Source organism: Kocuria sp. PD6, from assembly GCF_031844145.1.
Lineage (GTDB): Bacteria > Actinomycetota > Actinomycetes > Actinomycetales > Micrococcaceae > Kocuria > Kocuria marina.
Window position 1 is genome coordinate 113,805 of the sequence record NZ_JAUZUS010000004.1, and the last position, 21,528, is coordinate 135,332.

The window sequence follows — 21,528 nt, forward strand, 5'->3', positions numbered from 1 at the left end:
CGTGCGGCGCGGACATGCACAGGCGGCGTCGTCACGGCCGGACCGAGCCGCTAGGGTGAAGCCATGTTGCTGACCAAGTTCACCCACTCGTGCGTGCGCCTCGAGAAGGACGGCGCGGTGCTCGTGATCGACCCGGGTACGTTCTCCGAGGTCGAGGAGGCACTGCGCGGAGCGGACACGGTCCTCATCACCCACGAGCACCCGGACCACTACGACGCCGAGCGGCTGGGCGCCGTCCTTTCGGCGGATCCCGAGCTCACGGTGCATGCCCCGGGCCAGGTGATCGAGAAGCTCGCGGAGCACATCAGGGACACGGACCGGTTGCACGCCGTGTCGGCGGACACCACGTTCACCGCGGGGCCGTTCTCCGTGGCCACGTACGGGGGTCAGCACGCACTGATCCACCCCCTCATCCCCACCATCGCCAACGTGGGCTACGTGATCGACGACGCCGTGTTCCACCCCGGGGACTCCTTCACCGTCCCGCACGGGCTCACCGTTCCCACGGTCCTGGTCCCGTTGCACGCCCCGTGGTCCAAGATGTCCGAAGTCATCGACTTCATCATCGCGACCCGCGCGCAACGGGTGTACCAGATCCACGACGCGCTGCTCTCCGAGACCGGCTTCGGTGTCGTGGAGAAGCAGGTCAAGCATTTCTCGCAGGTCTACGGGACCGAGTACCGGCACCTGGACACTCGCGAGAGCGTGGAGCTCCGCACCGCATGACCCATCCGGCCACCAGCCGGTCCCACCCGACGGAAAGGACATCACCGTGAGTTCAGTGTTCACCAGGATCATCGAGGGCGAACTGCCCGGCCGGTTCGTCTGGGCGGACGAGCACTGCGTGGGCTTCCTGTCCATCCAGCCCCTGTCCCAGGGCCACGTCCTGGTGGTCCCGCGCCAGGAGATCGACGCGTGGGTGGACCTACCCGTGGAGCTGGCCATGCACCTCATGAAGGTCAGCCAGTTCATCGGCAAGGCCATTGACGCCGCGTTCACGCCCAAACGGGTGGGGCTCATGATCCAGGGCTTCGAGGTGCCCCACACCCACCTGCACGTGTGGCCCACCAATTCGATCGAGGAGTTCGACTTCGCCCAGGTGGATCAGGACCCGGACCCCGCGGTCCTGGACGAGTCGGCCCGCCGGATCCGCGAGGCCCTCGAGGCCCAGGGCCACCACGACGAGGTCCCGCAACAGTAGCGACCGACGGCCTCGCTCACGGGCACGGGCGGCAGGTGCATTGCACCCGTCGCCGGCGGGCTTCAACCGCCGGTGTCACTCAGCCGAGCTCGCGCAACCGCTTGCGGATCCGCTTCTCCGACACCGTGTGCGCGGTGCCCAGTTCCTGCGCGAAGAACGAAATGCGCAGTTCCTCGAGGTCCCAGCGCACGGCCCGCAGCGCAGCGGGCGTGGGTACGGTCGAGGGGACGGCGTCCACCGCGGCGCGGTACTCGGCCTCGAGATCGTGCACGGTCTGCATGGCCACGGCGTCCCGCTGCAGATGGCCGGAGAGTTTGTCCAGGCGCACGTTGATCCCCGCGAGGTAGCGCGGCACGTGCTGCAGGGCCCGCCACCCGGTGCGGGCCACGAAGCCGGGATGGATCAAGCGGGAGAGCTGCTCGGACATGTCCTTGAACGCGGCGACCGCCCCGAGTGACCCGGGTTTCTTCAACCGTTTGCGCACGGTGTTGGACTCGGTGAGCGCGGTGGTCACGAGCGCGGTGACGGCGAAGACCGTGTCGATCAGCTCGGCGCGTACGTGCTCTGCGACCGCCCGGAACTGGTCCCGCGTGAACGGCGGCTCCTCGGGTACCAGCCGGTCGATCGCGGCGATCGTGCAATCGGTGATGAGCGCCTCGACCGAACCGTGGGGGTTCTGGGTGAAGATCAACCGTTCCTTCTGGCTCAGGTGGTCCACCACATAGCGGTGCACGGACGGCAGGGTCCGGTGCAGCAGGGCGATCACGCCGTCGCGTTGCGCGGCGCGCTGTTCCTCCGCGTCGCTCAGGATCCGCAGGTCCACGCGGGGTGGCTGCGAAGCATCGGTGTCCCGCACCGCCACGAGTGTGGGGTATCCCGTGACCGTCTGACCCGCCACGGTCGTCTCCACGCGGCGCGGAGGATCGGGTTCGGGCCACGCCGTGAGGTCGGTGCGTTCCAGCGAGGCGGCCCGGGGTGCGCCGGATCCGGGGGAAGTCCCTGGGACCGGTCGCGCCGAGCCCCGCTTGCCGCGACCGCGACGGGCCGCGGCGGCGTCGTCACCGGAGGAGGCCGAACCCTCGGTGCTGCCCCGAGCGGCGTCGTACAGCTGGGCCGCAGCGCCCCCGAGGGACTCGGCGAGCGCCGCGCGGACCTTGGGCCGCAACCGCTGTTTGAGCTCCGTGAGGTCGTCGCCCCGGCCCAGTACCGAGTTGCGGGCGTCGCGCACCTCGAAGCGCATGCGCAGGTGGGCGGGCAGGGCTTCCGGGTGGAAGTCCGAGGCCTGGACGGGGTGGCCCCGCAACCGCCGCAGAACGGTGGCCAGGGACTCCAGGAGAGAATCGCGGGCCGGATCGAACTCGGCGTCCAGGTGCTTCACGGCGGTGACGGCGGTGTCCGGGGCGGGCACGAAGTTGCGCCGCACGGCCTTGGGCAGCGATTTGATCAGCGCGGTCACGAGCTCCACACGCAGCCCGGGGATGTGCCATTCGAACTGCTCGGGGGCCAGGCGGTCCAGGAACAGCACGGGAACCCGCACCGTGACGCCGTCCGCGGTCTCCGCCCCGGGCGCGAATTCGTAGTCCAGGTCCAGACTCAGCTCGCCGTCCGGGGATGCCACGGTCCAGGACCGCGGGAAGGAGGCCGTGTCCAGCTCCGCGACCTCGGGCGCGATCAGGTCCTCGGGAGTGAGGTCCAGCAGGTGCTCGTCCCGCTGGCGGGCCTTCTTCCACCACGCATCGAAATGCCGCTGGGAGACCACGTCCGCGGGCACGCGCGCGTCGTAGAAGTCGAACAGCACCTGGTCGTCCACGCGCAGGTCCTTGCGGCGCATGCGGTTCTCGAGCTCCTCGACCTGGGCCAGGGCCTTGCGATTGCGCTTGACGAACGTGTGGCGGGTCTGCCAGTCGCCCTCCACGAGCGCGTGGCGGATGAACAGTTCCCGGGAGAGTTCGGGATCGATCCGGGAGAACAACACGGGCCGCTCGGACACCACGGGCAGCCCGTAGAGCGTGACCTTCTCGTACGCCATCACGGCTCCGCGGGAACGGGACCAGTGGGGTTCAGAGTAGCTGCGCTTGACGAGCTGCGGCGCGATCTCCTCGGCCCACTCGGGCTTGATCGCCGCGTTGGTGCGCGCCCACAATCGGGAGGTCTCCACGAGCTCCGCGGACACGAGCCAGTCCGGGGACGTCTTGAACAGGGCCGAGCCCGGGAAGATCGCGAACTTGGTCCCGCGCGCGCCGCGGTACTCGCGCGTGCGTTCGTCCCGCACGCCGATGTTGCTCAGCAGCCCGGACAGCAGGCTCTTGTGCACGGCCTCCTGGTGCGAGGCGACGTCGATCTCCCGGGACGCCCCGGCATCGATCCCCACCTGGCGTGCGATCTGTCGCAACTGCGCGTAGAGGTCCTGCCACTCGCGGATCCGCAGGAAGTTCAGGTACTCGCGTCGGCACAGCTTGCGGAACTGGGACGAGGACAGCTCGCTCTGCTGCTCCTGCAGGTACTGCCACAGCAGACCGTAGGACAGGAAGTCGGAGGTCTTGTCGCGGAAGCGCGCGTGGAACTCGTCCGCCGCCTGGCGCTTCTCGAGCGGGCGTTCCCGCGGGTCCTGCACCGTGAGCGCGGCCGTGAGCACGAGCACCTCGCGCACGCACCCCCGGCGCTGCGACTCCACGATCATCCGGCCCAGTCGCGGGTCCACCGGCAGCGCGGCGAGCACCTCGCCCGTGCGGGTCAGCGGACCCCGCGGTCCGCTCTGCCGACCGCGGTGGCGCCCGGACCGCGAGCGCCGCCCCCGGTGCCCGTCACGCGCGGACGACGACGCCGCGTCGTCGCCCGCGTCCGCCGCGCCCGAGCGCAGGGCACCGAGTTCGCGCAGCAGCACCACGCCGTCCTTGACCGCGCGCGCATCGGGTTTCTGCACGAACGGGAACTGGGTGATGTCGTGGGGTTGCTCCACCACGCCCACCGAGATCATCTGCAGGATGACCGCAGCGAGGTTCGTGCGCAGGATCTCCGGGTCCGTGTACTCCGGCCGGGACTCGAAGTCCTCCTCGGAGTACAACCGGATGCACACGCCGTCGGACGTACGCCCCGAGCGCCCCGCGCGCTGCCGCGCCGACGCCTGGGAGATGCGCTCGATGGGCAGGCGCTGGACCTTGGTGCGCGCCGAGTACCGGGAGATCCGGGCGGTGCCCGGGTCGATCACGTACTTGATGCCCGGGACCGTGAGCGAGGTCTCGGCCACGTTGGTCGCGAGCACGATCCGGCGGTGCGAGGACGGCGCGAACACGCGGTTCTGTTCGGCCATGGACAGCCGCCCGAACAGCGGCAGGATCTGGGTCCCGGCCAGGGAGCGGTGCGAGTCGATGACCTTGTGCAGCGCGTCCTGGGCGTCCCGGATCTCACGCTCGCCCGCGAAGAACACGAGGATGTCCCCGCGGGGTTCGCGCGAGAGTTCCACGACGGCGTCGCACACGGCGTCGATCGGGTCGCGGTCCTCGTCCACGAGCCCGTCGCCGGTGTTGTCCTCGTCCTCGCCGCCGTCCCCGCTGCGCTCCTGGGCCAGTGGTCGGTAGCGGATCTCCACGGGGTAGGTGCGCCCGGAGACCTCGATGATCGGGGCGGGCTCTGGATCGGCGTCCGGGTGCTGCGGGTCCGCCAGCACGAAGTGCTCGGCGAAGCGTTGCGGGTCGATCGTCGCGGACGTGATGACGACCTTCAGGTCCGGGCGCTGGGGGAGCAGTCGCTTGAGGTAGCCCAGCAGGAAGTCGATGTTGAGGGAGCGCTCGTGGGCCTCGTCGATGATGATCGCGTTGTAGCGCGACAGCTGCGGGTCGTGGCCGATCTCGGCCAGCAGGATGCCGTCCGTCATGAGCTTGATCCGCGAGTCCTTGCCCACCTCGGACGTGAAGCGCACCTGGTAGCCCACGGTGTCGCCCACGCGCTGCCCGAGTTCATGGGCGATGCGCTCGGCCACCGAACGCGCCGCAATCCTGCGCGGCTGGGTGTGACCGATCAGACCGCCGTCCCCCAGACCCAGCTCCAGACACATCTTGGGCAGCTGGGTGGTCTTGCCGGAACCGGTCTCACCCGCGATCACCACGACCTGGTGATCGCGGATCGCGGCCATAATGTCCTCCCGGCGCGCGCTGACGGGGAGGTCGTCCGGGTACACGATGCGGGGCTGGATGCGGGGCTCAGTCATGTCAACGGAAGAGTCTACGGGCCCCGGCCGACACGCGCCCACGGGCCGCTGCGGGAGCCCGACGACGCGCCCGATTGTCCGCACATGTGAGCTGCGTCTCTTTTTCGACCGATTGTTAGATAATATCCACTCATCATTGATCCTCGGGGAAAGGAATTACCCGTCATGAAGCGTTTACTCCCGGTCGCCGCCGTGGCCACCACCGCGGCGTTGCTGCTCACGGGTTGCGGATCCGACAACGGTGGGCAGTCCGGTGAGACCAAGAAGGTCACCGTGGGCATCTCGCAGTTCGTGGAGCACCCCTCGCTCGACGCCGCCCGCGAAGGTTTCGTGCAGGCCCTCAAGGACGGCGGCTACACGGAGGGTGAGAACCTGACCCTGGACGTGCAGAACGCCTCCGGCGACCAGGCCACCGCGACCAACATCGCCTCCAACTTCGCGTCCTCCAACGACGATCTGATCCTGGGCATCGCCACGCCGTCCGCCCAGTCCCTGGCCCAGGCCGTCACGGACAAGCCCGTCCTGTTCACCGCCGTGACCGATCCCGTGGACGCGGGGCTCGTGAATTCCATGGATGCGCCCGGCGCCAACGTCACCGGCACCACGGACATGAACCCCGTGGCCGAGCAGATCCAGCTCATCAAGAAGCTCAAGTCTGGCGCCAAGTCCGTGGGCATCATCTACAGCTCCGGTGAGACCAACTCCCAGGTGCAGGTGGACGAGGCCAAGAAGGCCGCGCAGGCCGAGGGTCTGAAGGTTGAGGAGAAGACCGTGACCACCACGGCTGAGGTGGCCCAGGCCGCCGAGTCCTTCGACACCGACTCCATCTACGTGCCCACCGACAACAAGGTCGTAGCCGGGCTCGAGGCCGTGATCTCCGCCGCGGAGGCCAAGAAGATCCCGTTGATCGCGGGTGAGGGCGACTCCGTGGAGCGCGGTGCCCTGGCAACCCAGGGGATCAACTACACGGACCTGGGCAAGCAGACCGGTGAGATGGCGGTGCGCATCCTCAAGGACGGCGCCAAGCCCGGCGAGATGGCCGTGGAGTCCCAGAAAGAAACCAAGCTCATCATTAACGCCAAGGCCGCCAAGGCCATGGGCGTGGAGATCCCGCAGAGCCTGCGGGACCAGGCCGACCAGGTCATCGAGTAACGCCGGTGATCGCTGGAATCGAACTGGGGCTGATCTACGCGATCATGGCCCTGGGCGTGTACCTCACGTTCCGCGTGCTGGACTTCCCGGACCTGACCGTGGACCAGTCCTTCACGAGCGGGGCGGCCACCGCGGCCATGGTGATCCTGCACGGCGGCAGCCCGTGGTTTGCGACCGTCGTGGGCTTCGTGGTCGGCGCCTTCGCCGGACTGATCACCGCGCTGCTGCACACCAAGGCGCGGATCAACGGGTTGCTCGCGGGCATCCTGACCATGACCGCCCTGTACTCCGTGAACCTGCGGCTTATGGGTGGCAAGGCGAACCTCGCGCTGTTGCGCGAGGGGACCGTCTTCACGCCCCTGCGCGAGGCCGGGCTGCAGGGGACGGTCGTGGGAGTGTTGTTGTTGTTGGTCGGTGTGCTGCTCGTGAAGCTCGCATTGGACTGGTTCCTGTACACGGACGCCGGCCTGGCCATGCAGGCCACGGGTGACAACCCGGAGATGATCCGTTCCTTCGGGGTGAATACGGACCGGCAGAAGATCCTCGGTCTGTGCCTGTCCAACGCCCTCGTGGGCTTGTCCGGTGCCCTGATCGCGCAGTACCAGGGCTTCGCGGACATCGGCATGGGCATCGGCATGATCGTCGTGGGCCTCGCCTCCGTGATCCTCGGCCAGGGCATCTTCGGCACGCGCACCGTGGTGATCGCCACGCTCGCGGTGATCCTCGGCTCGGTGCTGTACCGCCTGGTGATCACCGTGGCGCTGCAGGCGGGACTGAACCCCTCGGACATGAAGCTGATCTCCGCGGTGCTCGTGGTGATCGCGCTCGTGCTGCCACAGCTCGGCGTGTACAAGCGGTGGAAGCGCCACCGCACCCTCAGGGCCGCGCAAGCGGTGCAGGCGGACGTGCGATCCCGCGCCCGGCGCACCGTGGACGCCGGTGTGTCCGGACGAACGGGAGCGTGATCGGATGCTGAACATACAGGACGTGCGCAAGACGTTCTTCGCCGGGACGGTCAACGAACGCGTGGCGTTGAACGGGGTGAGCCTCACGGTCAACCCCGGGGACTTCGTCACGGTCATCGGCTCCAACGGTGCGGGCAAGTCCACCCTGCTCAACACGGTGTCCGGGACGATCATCCCGGACAGCGGCCGGATCATGGTGGGGGACCGGGACGTCACGCGGCTTCCCGAACACCGCAAGGCCACGTGGATCTCCCGGGTGTTCCAGGACCCCATGAAAGGATCCTCGCCCACCCTGAGCATCGAGCAGAACATGGCCATCGCGCAGCGCCGCGGTCGCTCCCGTGGTCTCGCGCGTGGCGTCACCCGCGCCCGACGCCACGAGTTCGAGCAGGAGCTCAAGACCCTCGAACTGGGTCTGGAGCACCGGCTCGGGGCCAAGGTGGGGTTGCTGTCCGGCGGCCAACGCCAGGCGCTGTCCCTGCTCATGGCCACGTTCTCCGCACCCGAGATCTTGTTACTGGACGAGCACACGGCCGCACTGGATCCCCAGCGTGCGCAGCACGTCACGGAGATCACCGAGCGGATCGTGAACGAGCGTCACCTGACCACGCTCATGGTCACGCACAACATGGACCAGGCCCTGCGGCTGGGCAACCGGCTCATCATGATGCACGAGGGTCGCATCCTCTTCGAGCTGGACGCGCAGCAGAAGGCCGAGGCCACCGTGGCGGACCTGCTCGCCGAGTTCCGCACGCTGCAAGCGACCACGGGCGAACCCGCACTGGATGACGCTACGCTTCTGGAGACAGCTCGCAGCGCCGAACCGGCCGGTGCCCCGTCCCGGGGTGCCCCCGCCCACGGCGCCCCAACGGGTGGTTCCTCCGCTCCGGGGGTGTCACCGGAAGGCCATTGATCTTATGAAGCAGCCCCACCGCAGACAACGTTTCACGTCCGTCATCACCGCGGTGGGGCTGCTTTTGTTGTTCGTGTGTTGTTTCACCCTCCCGGAGGCACTCGTGGCCATGAGCCGGGCCGCGGCGGACCACGGCGGGGAGCCCTTGAACACTCGCGGGTGGACCATGATTGCGGTGGGTTTCGGAACCCTCGCGGCGGGTGGCCTGCTCACGATCGTGGGGGTCGTGCTGCGGCGCACGGCTCCACCCCGCCCGGTGGAGGAGGACCAACTGCTCGAAGAGCACTACGGCAGCGACTCCGTGGTCAATGAGTACGACCCGCTCGAGCTGAACCCCCACCTGAGGACCCGCCAGCAGCGCCGCGGTCACCGCTGACCCGCTAGCTCGAACCACCCACGATCCGGGTGCCGGCCCCGTAGGGCGTGGGGGTCCCCGAAACGCGAAAATGCCCTCCCCGAGGGGAGGGCATTCGTGGTGCCCGCGACAGGATTCGAACCTACGACCTTCTGCTCCGGAGGCAGACGCTCTATCCACTGAGCTACGCGGGCGTGCGGTGTCACAGGACCCGAGAACGAGGCCCGCGACGACAACTCGACGATACTACCAGGTCGCGCGGGCGCACCAATCGACGCGGATCGAGCGGGGTGCTCCCGCGCCGTTACACTGGCACAGTGACTCCTGAAGAACTTTCCTCCGCCGTGTCCGCATGCCTGCAAGACGCCGTGGCCGCCGGTGAACTGACCCCGGTGGACGGCGCCGAACTCCCGCACGCGAAGGTGGAGCGACCCAAGAACCGTGAGCACGGGGACTGGGCCACCACCGTGGCCATGCAGGTGGCCAAGAAGGTGGGCCGTTCCCCCCGGGACGTCGCGCAGATCCTCTCCGAGCGCCTGTCGGCCGTCCCCGGTGTGAAGACCGTGGACATCGCCGGTCCGGGCTTCCTCAACGTCACGCTCGACGCCGCCGCGGCCGGTGAGCTCGCGCAGTCGATCGTGGAACAGGGGCGCGCCTTCGGGACCGCGGACACCCTGTCCGGCACGACCATCAACCTCGAGTTCGTCTCCGCGAACCCCACCGGTCCGATCCACCTGGGTGGCACGCGGTGGGCCGCCGTGGGTGACTCCCTGGCCCGGATCCTGGATGCGCAGGGTGCCTCGGTCGTGCGGGAGTACTACTTCAACGACCACGGCAACCAGATCGACCGCTTCGCCCGTTCCCTGCTGGCCCGCGCCCGCGGGGAGGCCGCCCCGGAGGACGGCTACGGCGGGCAGTACATCTCCGAGATCGCGGACGAGGTCCTGGCCCAGCACCCGGACGCCCTGGAGTCCGAGGACCCGCAGGAGGTCTTCCGCGCCGCGGGCGTGGAACTGATGTTCGCCCAGATCAAATCCTCGCTGCACGATTTCGGCGTGGACTTCGACGTCTTCTTCCACGAGAACTCGCTGTTCGAGGACGGCCAGGTCGAGACGCTGCTCGACCAGCTGCGTTCCTCGGACGCGCTGTACTTCGAGGACGGAGCGTGGTGGCTGCGCTCCACCGACCACGGGGACGACAAGGACCGCGTGGTCATCAAGTCGGACGGTCACGCCGCGTACATCGCGGGGGACATCGCCTACTTCAAGAACAAGCGGGACCGTGGCGCGGACCTGTGCATCTACATGCTCGGCGCGGACCACCACGGCTACGTGGCCCGGCTCAAGGCCGCCGCGGCCGCGCTCGGGGACTCCCCGGACGCCGTCGAGGTGCTGATCGGTCAGATGGTCAACCTGGTCAAGGACGGCACCGCGGTGCGGATGTCCAAGCGCGCGGGCACCGTGGTGACCATGGAGGACCTCGTGGAGGCCGTGGGCGTGGACGCCGCGCGGTACTCGCTGACCCGCTACTCCGTGGACTCCAACATCGACATCGATTTGGACGTGCTGACCAAGCGCTCCAACGAGAACCCGGTCTTCTACGTCCAGTACGCCCACGCACGCACGTGCGCTGTGGAACGCAACGCCCACGCCGCCGGTGTCGCGCACACGGACGAGGCCGGCGCCGCCCGGTTCGACGCGTCCCTGCTCGAGCACCCGCGTGAAGCGGACCTGTTGGCCGCGCTCGGACAGTACCCGTCCGTCGTCGCCCAGGCCGCGGCCCTGCGCGAACCGCACCGCGTGGCGCGCCACCTCGAGGCCCTGGCCGGGGCGTACCACCGCTGGTACGACGCGTGCCGGGTCACCCCGCAGGGCGACGACCCCGTGGCGCCCGTCCACCACACCCGCCTGTGGCTCAACGACGCCGTGCGCCAGGTCCTCGCCAACGGGCTGGACCTGCTGGGCGTCTCCGCTCCCGAAAGGATGTGATCCCATGACCGAACTCGCTCCCGCCCACCCGCTCGCCCCGGCCTGGCTGCAGGTCCCCGCGGACCCCGCGGCACTGGACCCCGTGGTCTTCACGTCCCAGTACGCCCGGGATGACACGGGGTGCGTCACCGTGGATTCCGTGCCCGTGACCGAGATCGCCGCGCGCCACGGTTCCCCGAGCTACGTGGTCTCTGAACGGACCTTCCGGGACCGCGCCCGCGGTTTCCGCGAGGCGTTCGAGGCCGCCCTGAATCCTCTCGGCGTGGAACTCGAGGTCTACTACGCCTCCAAGGCCCTGCTGAACACCGCCGTGGCGCGGTGGGCCACGGAGGAGGGCCTCAATATCGACACCGCCTCCGGCGGGGAACTCGCCGTGGCGCTCGCCGCGGGTGTGGCCCCGGGCCGGATCGCGTTGCATGGCAACAACAAGTCCGCGGAGGAACTCGACCGGGCCCTCGAGGTGGGCGTGGGACGCATCGTCGTGGACTCGCTCGCCGAGATCGAGCTCGTGGCACGGCTGGCCCGCGACCGCGGCACCCGCGCGCCCGTGATGATCCGCGTGACCCCGGGGGTGCACGCGTCCACGCACGAGTTCATCGCGACCGCCCACGAGGACCAGAAGTTCGGACTCTCGCTGAACCCGGTGCAGGAGGGGGAGGACTCTCCCGCACTCGTGGCCGTGGCTGCATGCGTTGACGCCTCCGATGCACTGGACCTGCGCGGGCTGCACTGCCACATCGGATCCCAGATTTTCGCGGCGGAGGGCTTTGGTCAGGCCGCCGAGCGCGTCTTCGCGCTGCGCGAGACCGTGGCCGAGCGCTGGGACGTGACGCTGCCCGAGATCGACCTGGGTGGCGGCCACGGTGTGGCGTACACCGCCGCGGACAGTCCGCGCGAGGTCGCCGCGATCGCCGCGGACCTCGCCCCGTTGCTCGCCTCCGTGCTCGAGTCCTCGGACCTGCCCGCCCCGCACCTGTCCTTCGAACCGGGCCGGTTCATCGCCGGACCCTCCGGGTGCACGGTCTACACGGTGGGCACCGTCAAGACGGTCACGGTCAGCCCGGGCGTGCAGCGCCGGTACGTGTCCGTGGACGGCGGCATGAGCGACAACGCCCGTCCCGTGCTCTACGACGCCGACTACACCGCCGTGCTCGCCAACCGCGTGTCCGAGGAGACGCCCGTGCTCTCGCGCGTGGTCGGCAAGCACTGCGAGTCCGGTGACATCGTGGTCAGGGACGTCTACCTCCCCGGGGACGTCACCGCGGGTGACCTGCTCGTGGTGCCCGTGACCGGCGCGTATTGCTGGTCCCTGTCCAGCAACTACAACTGGCTGCCCCGCCCCGGGATCGTGGCGGTCGCACCGGACGGGGACACCCGCGAAATCGTGCGCCGCGAGTCCCTCACGGATCTGCTCGCCCGCGACACCGGGGTGTGAGCCGGCCGGCGCGGTCGAGGGGCGCGAGCGACGTCGTACCCCGCCACCGCGCCGGACGCCGCCCCGCCGTGCCCACCGGGCCGCGACCGCCCGCGGGGCGCGGCCCCACCCACTGACACGCCCCGACAGCAAGCCCCCAACAGAACACCAGGAGCCATGAACACTTCACCCGCAACCGACCGCGAGACGCCCGTGCTGAAAGTGGGCCTGTTGGGTGCTGGCACCGTGGGTTCCCAGGTGGCCCGCGTGCTGCTCAACCACGCCCACGAGCTGGCCCTGCGCAGCGGTGTGCGCCTGGAGCTGAGCGGCGTGGCCGTGCGCAACCCGCGGGCCCCGCGGGACACGGAGCTGCCCGCGGAACTGCTGACCACGGACGTGGACGCGGTGATCGACGCTGCGGACGTGGTGGTGGAGCTGACCGGCGGGATCGAACCCACGCGCACGCGAGTGCTGCGTGCCCTGAACGCCGGGAAGTCCGTGATCACGGGCAACAAGGCGCTGCTCGCGGAGCACGGGCGCGAACTGCACGACGCCGCGGCGGCCTCGGGCGCCCAGTTGTCCTACGAGGCCGCGGTGGCCGGCGCGATCCCCATCGTGCGCCCCATGCGCGACTCGCTCGCGGGGGACCGGGTCAACCGTTTCCTGGGCATCATGAACGGGACCACCAACTTCATCCTGGACCAGATGGACACCACGGGGGCCGCGTTCGACGACGCCCTCGCGCAGGCTCAGGAGCTCGGCTACGCCGAGGCGGACCCCACCGCGGACGTCGAGGGGCACGACGCCGCCGCCAAGGCCGCCGTGCTCGCGTCCCTCGCGTTCCACTCGACCTACACGATCGCGGACGTGCACTGCGTGGGGATCACGGGCATCACGGCGCAGGACGTCGCGGCCGCCCGCGAGGCGGGGTACGTGATCAAGCTGCTGTCCGTGGGCGAGCGCTGCGGTGACGGCGTGAATCTGCGCGTGAACCCCGTGATGATCCCGCGCGACCACGTGCTCGCGGGTGTGCACGGCGCGTACAACGCGGTGTTCGTGGAGGCCGCGAACGCGGGTTCCCTCATGTTCTACGGACAGGGCGCGGGTGGTCACCCCACGGCGTCGGCGGTGCTGGGCGACCTCGTCTCCGCGGCGCGCGCGATCGCGCTGGGAGCTCAGGGCATCCCGCTCAACGCCTACGCGGCGCTGCCCGCCGTGAGCATGGACGACGCCACCACGCGGCTGTCCATCACGGTGGCCGTCACGGACCGACTGGGTGCGCTCGCGCAACTGGCCCAGGTGTTCGCGGACCACGGGGTCTCGATCTCCACGATGCTGCAGATTGAGGACCCGGACGCCCCCGGGATGTCCCAGCTGCGGCTCGTGACGCACAGCGGCCGACACGCGTCCCTCATGGCCACGGTCGCGGCCCTGCGCGAGCTGGACGTGGTGCGGGACATCGTGTCCGTCACACCGGTGGAAGCCGGAGAATAATTCTTGAGCGCCCCGCGCACCACGCGGCGCGGGGCCACGAGTCGAACCGAGGAGCACGCGGCATGGCACACGTCTGGCAGGGCGTCATCAACGAGTACAAGGACCGGTTGCCGGTCACCAAGCAGACCGAGGTCATCACCATGGGAGAGGGTGGCACCCCTCTGATCCAGGCGCGGGCGCTGTCCGAGCTCACGGGCTCCACGGTGTGGCTCAAGTTCGAGGGCATGAACCCCACCGGTTCGTTCAAGGACCGCGGGATGACCATGGCCATCACCAAGGCCAAGGAGTCCGGGGCCAAGGCCGTGGTGTGCGCGTCCACCGGCAACACGTCCGCGTCCGCGGCGGCGTACGCCAAGCAGGCCGGGATGCGCAGCGCGGTGCTCGTGCCGGAGGGCAAGATCTCCATGGGCAAAATGTCCCAGGCCGTGGCCCACGGCGCGGACATCATCCAGATCGACGGCAACTTCGACAACTGCCTGGAGGTCGCGCGCAAGCTCTCCGAGTCCTACCCGGTCTTCCTGGTCAACTCCGTGAACCCGTACCGGATCGAGGGTCAGAAGACCGCGGCCTTCGAGGTCGTGGACACACTGGGCGACGCCCCGGACATCCACGTGCTGCCCGTGGGCAACGCCGGGAACATCACGGCGTACTGGAAGGGCTACCGAGAGTACGCGCAGGAGACCCCGGCCACCTCGGGTGAGACCCTGCCTGCGGTGTCCACCCGCACCCCCGCCATGTGGGGCTTCCAGGCGGAGGGTGCCGCACCTCTCGTGCTGGGCCATCCCGTGACGGAACCGGAGACCATCGCGACCGCGATCCGGATCGGCAACCCCGCGTCCTGGGACACGGCAATCGCCGCACGTGACGAGTCCGGAGGGCTCATCGACTCCGTGAGCGACGTCGAGATCCTCGAGGCCCACCGCTGGCTCTCGTCCCGCGAGGGCGTGTTCGTGGAACCGGGCTCCGCGTCCGGAGTGGCGGGTCTGCTCAAGAAGGCCCGGGCCGGGGAGGTACCCACGGACGCGACGATCGTGGTGACCGTCACGGGCCACGGCCTGAAGGACCCCCAGTGGGCGATCAAGGGCGCCGAGGCCGAGGACCCCACGGCCGCCGAGCCCAAGCGCGTGGCCTTCGACGTGGTCTCCGTGGCCTCGGCCCTCGGCCTGGAATGACCGGCTCCGCCGTGAATAACGCACCGTTGCACGCCACCCGCACCGACGCGCCCGACACCGACAGCGCACCCCGCACCGGGAACGTGCCGGGCGCCATCACGCCCGTGGGTACCACCGTGAGCGTGCGGGTCCCCGGCTCCACGGGCAACGTGGGCCCGGGCTTCGACTCGCTCGGTCTCGCGCTGGGTCACTACGACACCGTGACGCTCACGCGCATCGAGCGCGGACTCGAGTTCGACCTCTCGGGGGAGGGCGCGGCGGGCGTGCCGCGCGGTCCCGAGCACCTGGTGATCCGTGCCATGCAGGCCGCGTTCGACGCCGCCGGGGCCGGTGAGCTGCCCCCGCTGCGCTTGCGCGCCCACAACGCGATCCCGCACGGCCGGGGCATGGGCTCCTCGGCCTCCGCGGTGGTCGCCGGTGTCCTCGCGGCCAACGCGCTGCTCCCCGCGTCCCACCGGCTCTCACCGGATGCGGTGCTGCAGGTGTGCTCCCACATGGAGGGACACCCGGACAACGTGGCCCCCACCCTGCTGGGTGGTCTGACGATCTCGTACGAGGACGAAGGCCGTTTCCACAGCGTGCCCGTGCGCGTGCACCCGGACGTGGTCCCCGTGGTCGCGGTGCCCGACTTCGAAGTCGCCACGTCGGTGGCCCGCGGGCTGCTGCCGGAGATGGTCGCGCATCGCACGGCGGCCGTGAACGCCGGCCGCGCGGCGCTTCTGGTTGCGGCCCTGGGCGAACGGCCCGAGCTGCTCGTGCCTGCGACGTTCGACCTGCTGCACCAGCCCTACCGTGCACAGGCCATGGCACCGAGCTGCGAGCTCATGACCCGATTGCGCGACCTCGGTCACGCCGCCCTGATCTCGGGTGCGGGCCCCACCGTGCTCACGCTCGCGAACGGCGCGGAGCACGCTGGGCGCGTGGCTGCGGCGATCGAGGAGATCGCGGCGGACGCGGCGTCGTCGGCGCACGAGTACCAGGGGCGAACGGTGACGTGGCGTGTTCATGTCCTGCGGGTGCCCGAAGAGGGTGCTAAAGTGAGCGTATCCACGCAATAGGCCCCGGGTTCGCGTCCGTGCCGGACAGTGCAGCCCCGCAGCCGAGCCTCGTGCGCAGTTCCTCAACGCAGGTGTTCGACCGCGTCGCCTCTCTGCGATCCTCTTCCGCGTAGACCAGCCACCTCTGTAATGTGGCGTCCCGGCTCCGCGGGAGATTCGGGGGACTTCATTGCTGATGACGCGCGCCTCCGGCGCGCACTTTCGTGGCCCGCCGCGGGTGGCCCACACCATCATCGTCGGGTTGCTGGCGATCTGAGTGCCGCAACCCTCATCGAGTCAGAAGGAAGCTTCGTGACAGAAACCACCGCCCCCGAACAGGGAACGGACACCTCGAACGCCCAGAGCACCGGTCTGTCCGGGCTCAAACTCGCGCAGCTGCAGGCCCTCGCGGCCCAGTTGGGCATTACCGGCGCGCGCCGCATGCGCAAGTCCCTGCTGGTCGAGGCCATCGAGGCCCACCAGCGCGGGGGCGCCGTCGCCGAGCGCGACAAAGCCGTGGAGGCCAAGATCGAGCAGACCGCTCGCAAGGCCTCCCAGCGCCACTCCTCCGACGCTCCGCGGTCGTCCTCCGCCGACGACGCTCCGGCCGCCGCGTCCGCGGACGCGGCGTCATCGGACTCCTCCTCGAAGCCCCAGGAGGGCTCGGAGGGCGAGAACGGCGAACAGAACGTCCCGCGGCAGAGCGGTTCGCGCCGTTCCCGGCGCGCCACGGCCAGCGGCACCGGTGAGCACGGGCGCTCCGGCCAGGACCGTTCCGCCCAGAACCAGCAGGACAAGGACCAGGCGGAGAAGGGCCGGGACGAGTCCGGGCAGGACTCCGCCCAGGGCTCTGACGACTCCGGCAACGAGTCCGGGCGCGGCCAGCGCAACCAGCGCGGTCGCCGGAACGAGAAGTCCGAGCAGAACGGCTCGTCCCAGGACGAGAACCGGCGCGAGAACAAGCAGGGTCAGTTGGACGGTTCCCGCCACGCCAACCACCAGAAGGATTCCAAGGACAACGGTCAGGACCGGGACAACCGCCGTGACTCCAAGGGCCAAGGCGGTTCCAACGATTCCGGTGACCCCAAGGACGGCGGTCAGGACAACCAGAACCGCAACGACCGGCGCAACCGCAACAACAACGATCGCAACAACGACGGTGAGGGTAACTCCCGCCGCAACCGGCGCAACCGCAATCGCAACGACCGTAACGATCGAAACGACCGCAACGAGCGGCGCAACCGGCGCAACCGGCACAACGGTCCGGACGTGGACGACGTCGAGATCACCGAGGACGACGTCCTGCTGCCCGTGGCGGGCATCCTGGACGTGCTCGACAACTACGCGTTCGTGCGCACCTCGGGCTACCTGCCCGGCCCCTCGGACGTGTACGTGAGCCTGTCCCAGGTCAAGAAGAACAACCTGCGCAAGGGCGACGCGATCGTGGGCGCCATCCGTGCTCCCCGCGAGGGCGAACAACACAACAACTCGCGCCAGAAGTTCTCCGCGCTCGTGCAGCTGACCACGGTCAACGGCCGCAAGCCCGAGGAGAACAAGGACCGGGTCGAGTTCAACAAGCTCGTCCCGCTGTACCCCCAGGAGCGGCTGCGCCTGGAGACCGAGCCCAAGAAGATCGGTCCCCGCGTGGTGGATCTCGTGGCCCCGATCGGCAAGGGCCAGCGCGGTCTGATCGTCTCCCCGCCCAAGGCCGGTAAGACGCTCATGCTGCAGTCGATCGCCAACGCGATCACGACCAACAACCCCGAGGTCCACCTCATGATGGTGCTCGTGGACGAGCGCCCCGAAGAGGTCACGGACATGCAGCGCACGGTCAAGGGTGAGGTCATCGCCTCGACCTTCGACCGGCCTGCGGACGACCACACCACGGTCGCGGAGCTCGCGATCGAGCGGGCCAAGCGCCTGGTGGAGATGGGCATGGACGTGGTGGTCCTGCTGGACTCCATGACCCGCCTGGGCCGCGCGTACAACCTCTCGGCACCGGCGTCCGGCCGCATCCTCTCCGGTGGTGTGGACTCCGCCGCGCTGTACCCGCCCAAGAAGTTCTTCGGCGCCGCGCGCAACATCGAGAACGGTGGCTCGCTGACCATCCTCGCGACCGCGCTCGTGGAGACCGGGTCCAAGATGGACGAGGTCATCTTCGAGGAGTTCAAGGGCACGGGCAACATGGAACTGCGCCTGTCCCGCCAGCTCGCGGACCGGCGGATCTTCCCGGCCGTGGACGTCAATTCCTCCGGTACCCGCCGTGAGGAGAACCTGCTGTCCGCAGACGAGATCAAGATCATGTGGCGGCTGCGCCGCGTGCTCTCCGGTCTGGAACAGCAGCAGGCCCTGGAACTGCTCACGAGCAAGCTGCGGGATACCCAGTCCAACACCGAGTTCCTGCTGCAGGTCCAGAAGACCACGCTGGCCGGTCACTAGGAACCCGCGAGCACCGCGTTCCACCCGTCGATCCCAGGAGAGCACCGTATGTCCGACCCCGTTCAGCCGCTGCTGGATGAGCACGCCGAGCTCCAGCGCGCCCTGGCGGATCCCGCCGTCCACGCGGACGCGAGCAAAGCCAGGAAACTGGGTCGGCGCTACTCCGAACTCAACGGCATCGTCGAGGCGCATCGCCGGGTGGAACGCATCTCCGAGGACCTGGGCGCTGCGCGCGAGCTCGGGAGCGTGGATCCCGAACTCGCCGCGGAGGTCAAGCCCCTTGAGGACGAGCTCGTCGTGGCGCGCGAGGAACTGCGCCGCAAGCTCATCCCGCGGGACCCGGACGACGGCCGCAACGTGATCCTCGAGGTCAAGGCGGGTGAGGGCGGGGACGAATCCGCCCTGTTCGCCGGGGACCTACTGCGCATGTACATGCGCTTCGCGGAACAGTCCGGGCTCAAGACCGAGATCCTCTCGTCAACCCCCACCGAACTGGGCGGCTACAAGGACGTCCAGCTCGCGGTCAAGGGGTCCTCCTCCGATCCGGCCGAGGGCGCGTGGGCCCGGTTCAAGTACGAGGGCGGGGTGCATCGCGTGCAGCGGGTGCCCGTGACCGAGTCCCAGGGGCGCGTACACACGTCCGCTGCGGGGGTGCTGGTCTTCCCCGAGGTGGACGAGCCGGACGAGATCGACATCAACCAGAACGACCTCAAGATCGACGTCTACCGGTCCTCGGGTCCGGGTGGGCAGTCGGTGAACACCACGGACTCCGCGGTGCGGATCACGCACGTCCCTACGGGCATCGTGGTGTCCATGCAAAACGAGAAGTCCCAGCTGCAGAACCGTGAGGCGGCCATGCGCGTGTTGCGCGCCCGGTTGCTCGCGCACCAGCAGGAACAGATCGACGCCGAGAACGCCGCGGCCCGCAAGTCGCAGGTGCGCACCGTGGACCGTTCGGAACGCATCCGCACCTACAACTTCCCCGAGAACCGCATCGCGGACCACCGCACCGGGTACAAGGCCTACAACCTGGACCACGTCCTGGACGGCGCATTGGAACCCGTGATCGCCTCCGCCGTGGAACTGGACGAGAAGCACCGGTTGGAACAACTGGGTCAGGACTCCGCGCAGCACGGGTCCGCGGGCGGGAAGTAACTTCCCGTGGCCACGACTCTCGCCCAGGCGATCGCGTGGGGCCGGTCCCGGTTGCTTCGCGCGGGTGTGGCCTCCCCGGACGTCGACGCCGTGTTGCTCGCCGCCCACACGCTGGGCCTGGGCCGCGGGGACACCGAAGCGCGGGCCATCCTGGGCGCGCCGGAACCGCACGGGTACCGCGACCTCGTGGAACGCCGCGCACGGCGTGAGCCCCTGCAACACATCACGGGCACGGCCCCGTTCCGTAAGCTCGAGCTCGCGGTGGGTCCCGGGGTCTTCGTCCCCCGCCCGGAGACCGAACTGCTCGTCCAATTGACCCTGGATCTGGTGCGCGTATGGCGCGGGGCCGGCGAGACCCACCCGGGGGTCATCGACCTCGGGACGGGCAGTGGCGCGATAGCCCTGGCCGTGGCGAGCGAGGATCCCGCGAGTAGGGTCACCGCCGTGGAACGCGAACCGGCCGCACTGGAATGGACCCGGCGCAATCTGGCGGGCTCCCGCGTGCGCTTGCTCGAATCCGACTACCGCGATGTCACGGTCGAGTCGGCGGGGCGGTTCTGCGTGGTCGTGACCAACCCACCCTACGTCCCGGACGGTGAGATCCCGGAGGATCCCGAGGTACGCGATTACGATCCACCCACGGCGCTGTACGGCGGGGACGAGACCGGGATGACGTTCCCGTGCGCCGCGATGGACACCGCCGTGCGGATCCTGCGTCCGGGCGGTTCGTTCGTCATGGAACACGCCGAGTCCCAGGTCGCGGCCGTCGCCCGCGCCCTCGAGGACCGGGGGTTCCGGGACATCCGCACGCACCATGACCTGACCGACCGCCCGCGGGCCACGACCGCCACGCTGCCGGGGTCGGGGGGCTGAGAGACCGGGGCGCCGCAGCGCCGTCGTGCCGGGAGACGTACCGTGAACGGGACGGCCGGGTGCGCGGAGCACGGGAAGAACACGAAACACGTCAGCAGAGGAGTTGCTCGTGAGTGAGATCCGATCCTGCGGGACCCCGCAGGAACTCGAAGCGGCCGTGACCGAGGCCGCGGGCGTCGTCGCGGACGGCGAATGCCTCGTGCTGCCCACGGACACCGTCTACGGCATCGGCTGCGATGCGTTCTCGGCGCCCGGTGTCCAGGGACTGCTGGGCGCCAAGGGCCGCACGCGGGAAATGCCCCCGCCCGTGCTGATCGCCCGCCCCGAGGTGATCGACGGCCTCGCGGACCAGATCTCCGACGACGCCCGCGCGCTCGCGCAGGCGTTCTGGCCCGGCGCCCTCACGATCATCTGCTGGGCCCAGCCCACCCTGGGCTGGGACCTGGGGGAGACCCATGGGACAGTGGCGCTACGCGTTCCCGACGACGCCGTGACCCGCGCGGTCCTCGAACGCGTGGGTCCCATGGCCGTGTCCTCCGCCAACCGGACGGGGATGCCCGCCGCACGCACCGCCGAGCAGGCCCGCGAGATGCTGCAGGACCGCGTGGCGCTCTACCTCGACGACGGTCCGCGGCCCGCGGGTGAGGTCCCCGCCGGTGCGCAGGACGTGGCCTCGACCATCGTGGACTGCACGGGGGAGACGCCCGTGGTGCTGCGCCACGGCGCGATCACGCTGGCGCGGCTGCGCGAGGTCGTCCCGAACGTGGACGGCGGCACCGAACCGGCAGCTCCGGCGACCGGTGAGAGCCCGGAGGCGGCCGCTGCAGCCGGCGGTGCTGGCGCGGCGGTCTCGGACGACGACGCCGCGGCGTCGACACAGTCCGCGCGTCAGAATCCCGAAGCGAATGCACCGGAATCGTTCGGCGAGGACGCGACCCTCTCGGACGGCTCGACTCCCGCGGACGAGGACCTCGTGGCCGACCTGGTCCGCAGTTCCCCCGCGGAGGCCCGTCCGTTCGTGGACCAGGGACGGGAACGCACACCGGACACCGAGCCGCGCTGGGACGGGACCGGGGCACTGAGCATGGAGGAGGCGCAGCGGCTCGTCGCCGGGGAACCCGAGAACCACGGGGCCTGAACAACAGGCGCCTTGACGAGACGAT

Annotated in this window: 16 protein-coding genes and 1 tRNA gene; 15 read left to right on the forward strand and 2 right to left on the reverse strand. The window is 69.6% G+C overall.

Annotated elements, in window-relative coordinates; genetic code table 11:
- Positions 1-63: 63 nt before the first annotated feature.
- On the forward strand, positions 64-726 hold the full coding sequence (locus Q9R22_RS04965; protein ID WP_131332663.1) for an MBL fold metallo-hydrolase: 663 nt from the start codon (positions 64-66) through the stop codon (positions 724-726).
- Between the two features lie 46 nt (positions 727-772).
- Positions 773-1,201, forward strand: coding sequence for an HIT family protein (locus Q9R22_RS04970; protein ID WP_131332664.1), 429 nt, complete (start codon positions 773-775; stop codon positions 1,199-1,201).
- 79 nt (positions 1,202-1,280) lie between these two features.
- Here Q9R22_RS04970 and hrpA read toward each other — a convergent pair whose 3' ends face one another.
- On the reverse strand, positions 1,281-5,408 hold the full coding sequence (hrpA, locus tag Q9R22_RS04975) for an ATP-dependent RNA helicase HrpA (RefSeq protein WP_131332665.1): 4,128 nt from the start codon (positions 5,406-5,408) through the stop codon (positions 1,281-1,283).
- 165 nt (positions 5,409-5,573) lie between these two features.
- Here hrpA and Q9R22_RS04980 point away from each other — a divergent pair, with 165 nt between their 5' ends.
- Genes Q9R22_RS04980 through Q9R22_RS04995 form a run of 4 tightly spaced genes read left to right on the forward strand, consistent with a single transcriptional unit; the run spans position 5,574 to position 8,814 of the window.
- Positions 5,574-6,560 carry an ABC transporter substrate-binding protein gene (locus tag Q9R22_RS04980; RefSeq protein WP_064845344.1) on the forward strand — a complete coding sequence of 329 codons (987 nt, stop codon included), beginning with the start codon at positions 5,574-5,576 and terminating at the stop codon, positions 6,558-6,560.
- 5 nt (positions 6,561-6,565) lie between these two features.
- Complete coding sequence (locus Q9R22_RS04985; RefSeq protein ID WP_311254110.1) at positions 6,566-7,525, forward strand: ABC transporter permease; 960 nt, start codon at positions 6,566-6,568, stop codon at positions 7,523-7,525.
- Between the two features lie 4 nt (positions 7,526-7,529).
- Entirely contained in the window at positions 7,530-8,438 is a 909-nt protein-coding gene (locus Q9R22_RS04990) for an ABC transporter ATP-binding protein (protein ID WP_131332667.1), read from the forward strand.
- A gap of 4 nt (positions 8,439-8,442) precedes the next feature.
- On the forward strand, positions 8,443-8,814 hold the full coding sequence (locus tag Q9R22_RS04995; protein ID WP_131332668.1) for a hypothetical protein: 372 nt from the start codon (positions 8,443-8,445) through the stop codon (positions 8,812-8,814).
- Positions 8,815-8,911: 97 nt separating this feature from the next.
- Here Q9R22_RS04995 and Q9R22_RS05000 read toward each other — a convergent pair.
- Positions 8,912-8,987: transfer RNA gene (locus Q9R22_RS05000), tRNA-Arg, on the reverse strand.
- A 123-nt stretch (positions 8,988-9,110) separates the two neighbouring features.
- Here Q9R22_RS05000 and argS point away from each other — a divergent pair.
- The 9 genes from argS (at position 9,111) to Q9R22_RS05045 (ending at position 21,503) form a co-directional block, all read left to right on the forward strand.
- On the forward strand, positions 9,111-10,781 hold the full coding sequence (gene argS, locus Q9R22_RS05005) for an arginine--tRNA ligase (protein WP_165489777.1): 1,671 nt from the start codon (positions 9,111-9,113) through the stop codon (positions 10,779-10,781).
- 4 nt (positions 10,782-10,785) lie between these two features.
- Positions 10,786-12,216, forward strand: a complete 1,431-nt coding sequence (gene lysA, locus Q9R22_RS05010; RefSeq protein WP_131332669.1) for a diaminopimelate decarboxylase — start codon at positions 10,786-10,788, stop codon at positions 12,214-12,216.
- Positions 12,217-12,372: 156 nt separating this feature from the next.
- Positions 12,373-13,689: a homoserine dehydrogenase gene (locus tag Q9R22_RS05015; protein ID WP_131332670.1), complete on the forward strand. Its 1,317-nt coding sequence runs from the start codon at positions 12,373-12,375 to the stop codon at positions 13,687-13,689.
- Positions 13,690-13,751: 62 nt separating this feature from the next.
- Positions 13,752-14,861, forward strand: a complete 1,110-nt coding sequence (thrC, locus tag Q9R22_RS05020; RefSeq protein ID WP_064845337.1) for a threonine synthase — start codon at positions 13,752-13,754, stop codon at positions 14,859-14,861.
- Positions 14,862-14,956: 95 nt separating this feature from the next.
- The gene (gene thrB / locus Q9R22_RS05025) at positions 14,957-15,919 is read left to right on the forward strand and encodes a homoserine kinase (protein ID WP_231885434.1); all 963 of its coding nucleotides are present in this window, start codon (positions 14,957-14,959) and stop codon (positions 15,917-15,919) included.
- 291 nt (positions 15,920-16,210) lie between these two features.
- Positions 16,211-18,337 (forward strand): transcription termination factor Rho, encoded by a 2,127-nt coding sequence (gene rho / locus Q9R22_RS05030; protein WP_131332671.1) that lies wholly within the window; start codon positions 16,211-16,213, stop codon positions 18,335-18,337.
- 48 nt (positions 18,338-18,385) lie between these two features.
- A complete protein-coding gene (prfA, locus tag Q9R22_RS05035; RefSeq protein WP_064845335.1) occupies positions 18,386-19,492 on the forward strand; it encodes a peptide chain release factor 1 in 1,107 nt (368 codons plus the stop codon).
- A gap of 6 nt (positions 19,493-19,498) precedes the next feature.
- The gene (gene prmC, locus Q9R22_RS05040) at positions 19,499-20,365 is read left to right on the forward strand and encodes a peptide chain release factor N(5)-glutamine methyltransferase (RefSeq protein WP_131332672.1); all 867 of its coding nucleotides are present in this window, start codon (positions 19,499-19,501) and stop codon (positions 20,363-20,365) included.
- Positions 20,366-20,474: 109 nt separating this feature from the next.
- Positions 20,475-21,503, forward strand: coding sequence for an L-threonylcarbamoyladenylate synthase (locus Q9R22_RS05045; protein WP_131332673.1), 1,029 nt, complete (start codon positions 20,475-20,477; stop codon positions 21,501-21,503).
- The last annotated feature ends 25 nt before the right edge of the window (positions 21,504-21,528 follow it).

Bases quoted from the DNA above. Each gene is read 5' to 3' on its own strand.
- Q9R22_RS04965 (WP_131332663.1), top strand. From the start codon at position 64: ATGTTGCTGACCAAGTTCACCCACTCGTGCGTGCGCCTCGAGAAGGAC.
- prfA (WP_064845335.1), top strand. From the start codon at position 18,386: ATGTCCGACCCCGTTCAGCCGCTGCTGGATGAGCACGCCGAGCTCCAG.
- Q9R22_RS04980 (WP_064845344.1), top strand. From the start codon at position 5,574: ATGAAGCGTTTACTCCCGGTCGCCGCCGTGGCCACCACCGCGGCGTTG.
- Q9R22_RS04995 (WP_131332668.1), top strand. From the start codon at position 8,443: ATGAAGCAGCCCCACCGCAGACAACGTTTCACGTCCGTCATCACCGCG.
- lysA (WP_131332669.1), top strand. From the start codon at position 10,786: ATGACCGAACTCGCTCCCGCCCACCCGCTCGCCCCGGCCTGGCTGCAG.
- hrpA (WP_131332665.1), bottom strand. From the start codon at position 5,408: ATGACTGAGCCCCGCATCCAGCCCCGCATCGTGTACCCGGACGACCTC.
- Q9R22_RS04990 (WP_131332667.1), top strand. From the start codon at position 7,530: ATGCTGAACATACAGGACGTGCGCAAGACGTTCTTCGCCGGGACGGTC.
- thrC (WP_064845337.1), top strand. From the start codon at position 13,752: ATGGCACACGTCTGGCAGGGCGTCATCAACGAGTACAAGGACCGGTTG.
- Q9R22_RS05015 (WP_131332670.1), top strand. From the start codon at position 12,373: ATGAACACTTCACCCGCAACCGACCGCGAGACGCCCGTGCTGAAAGTG.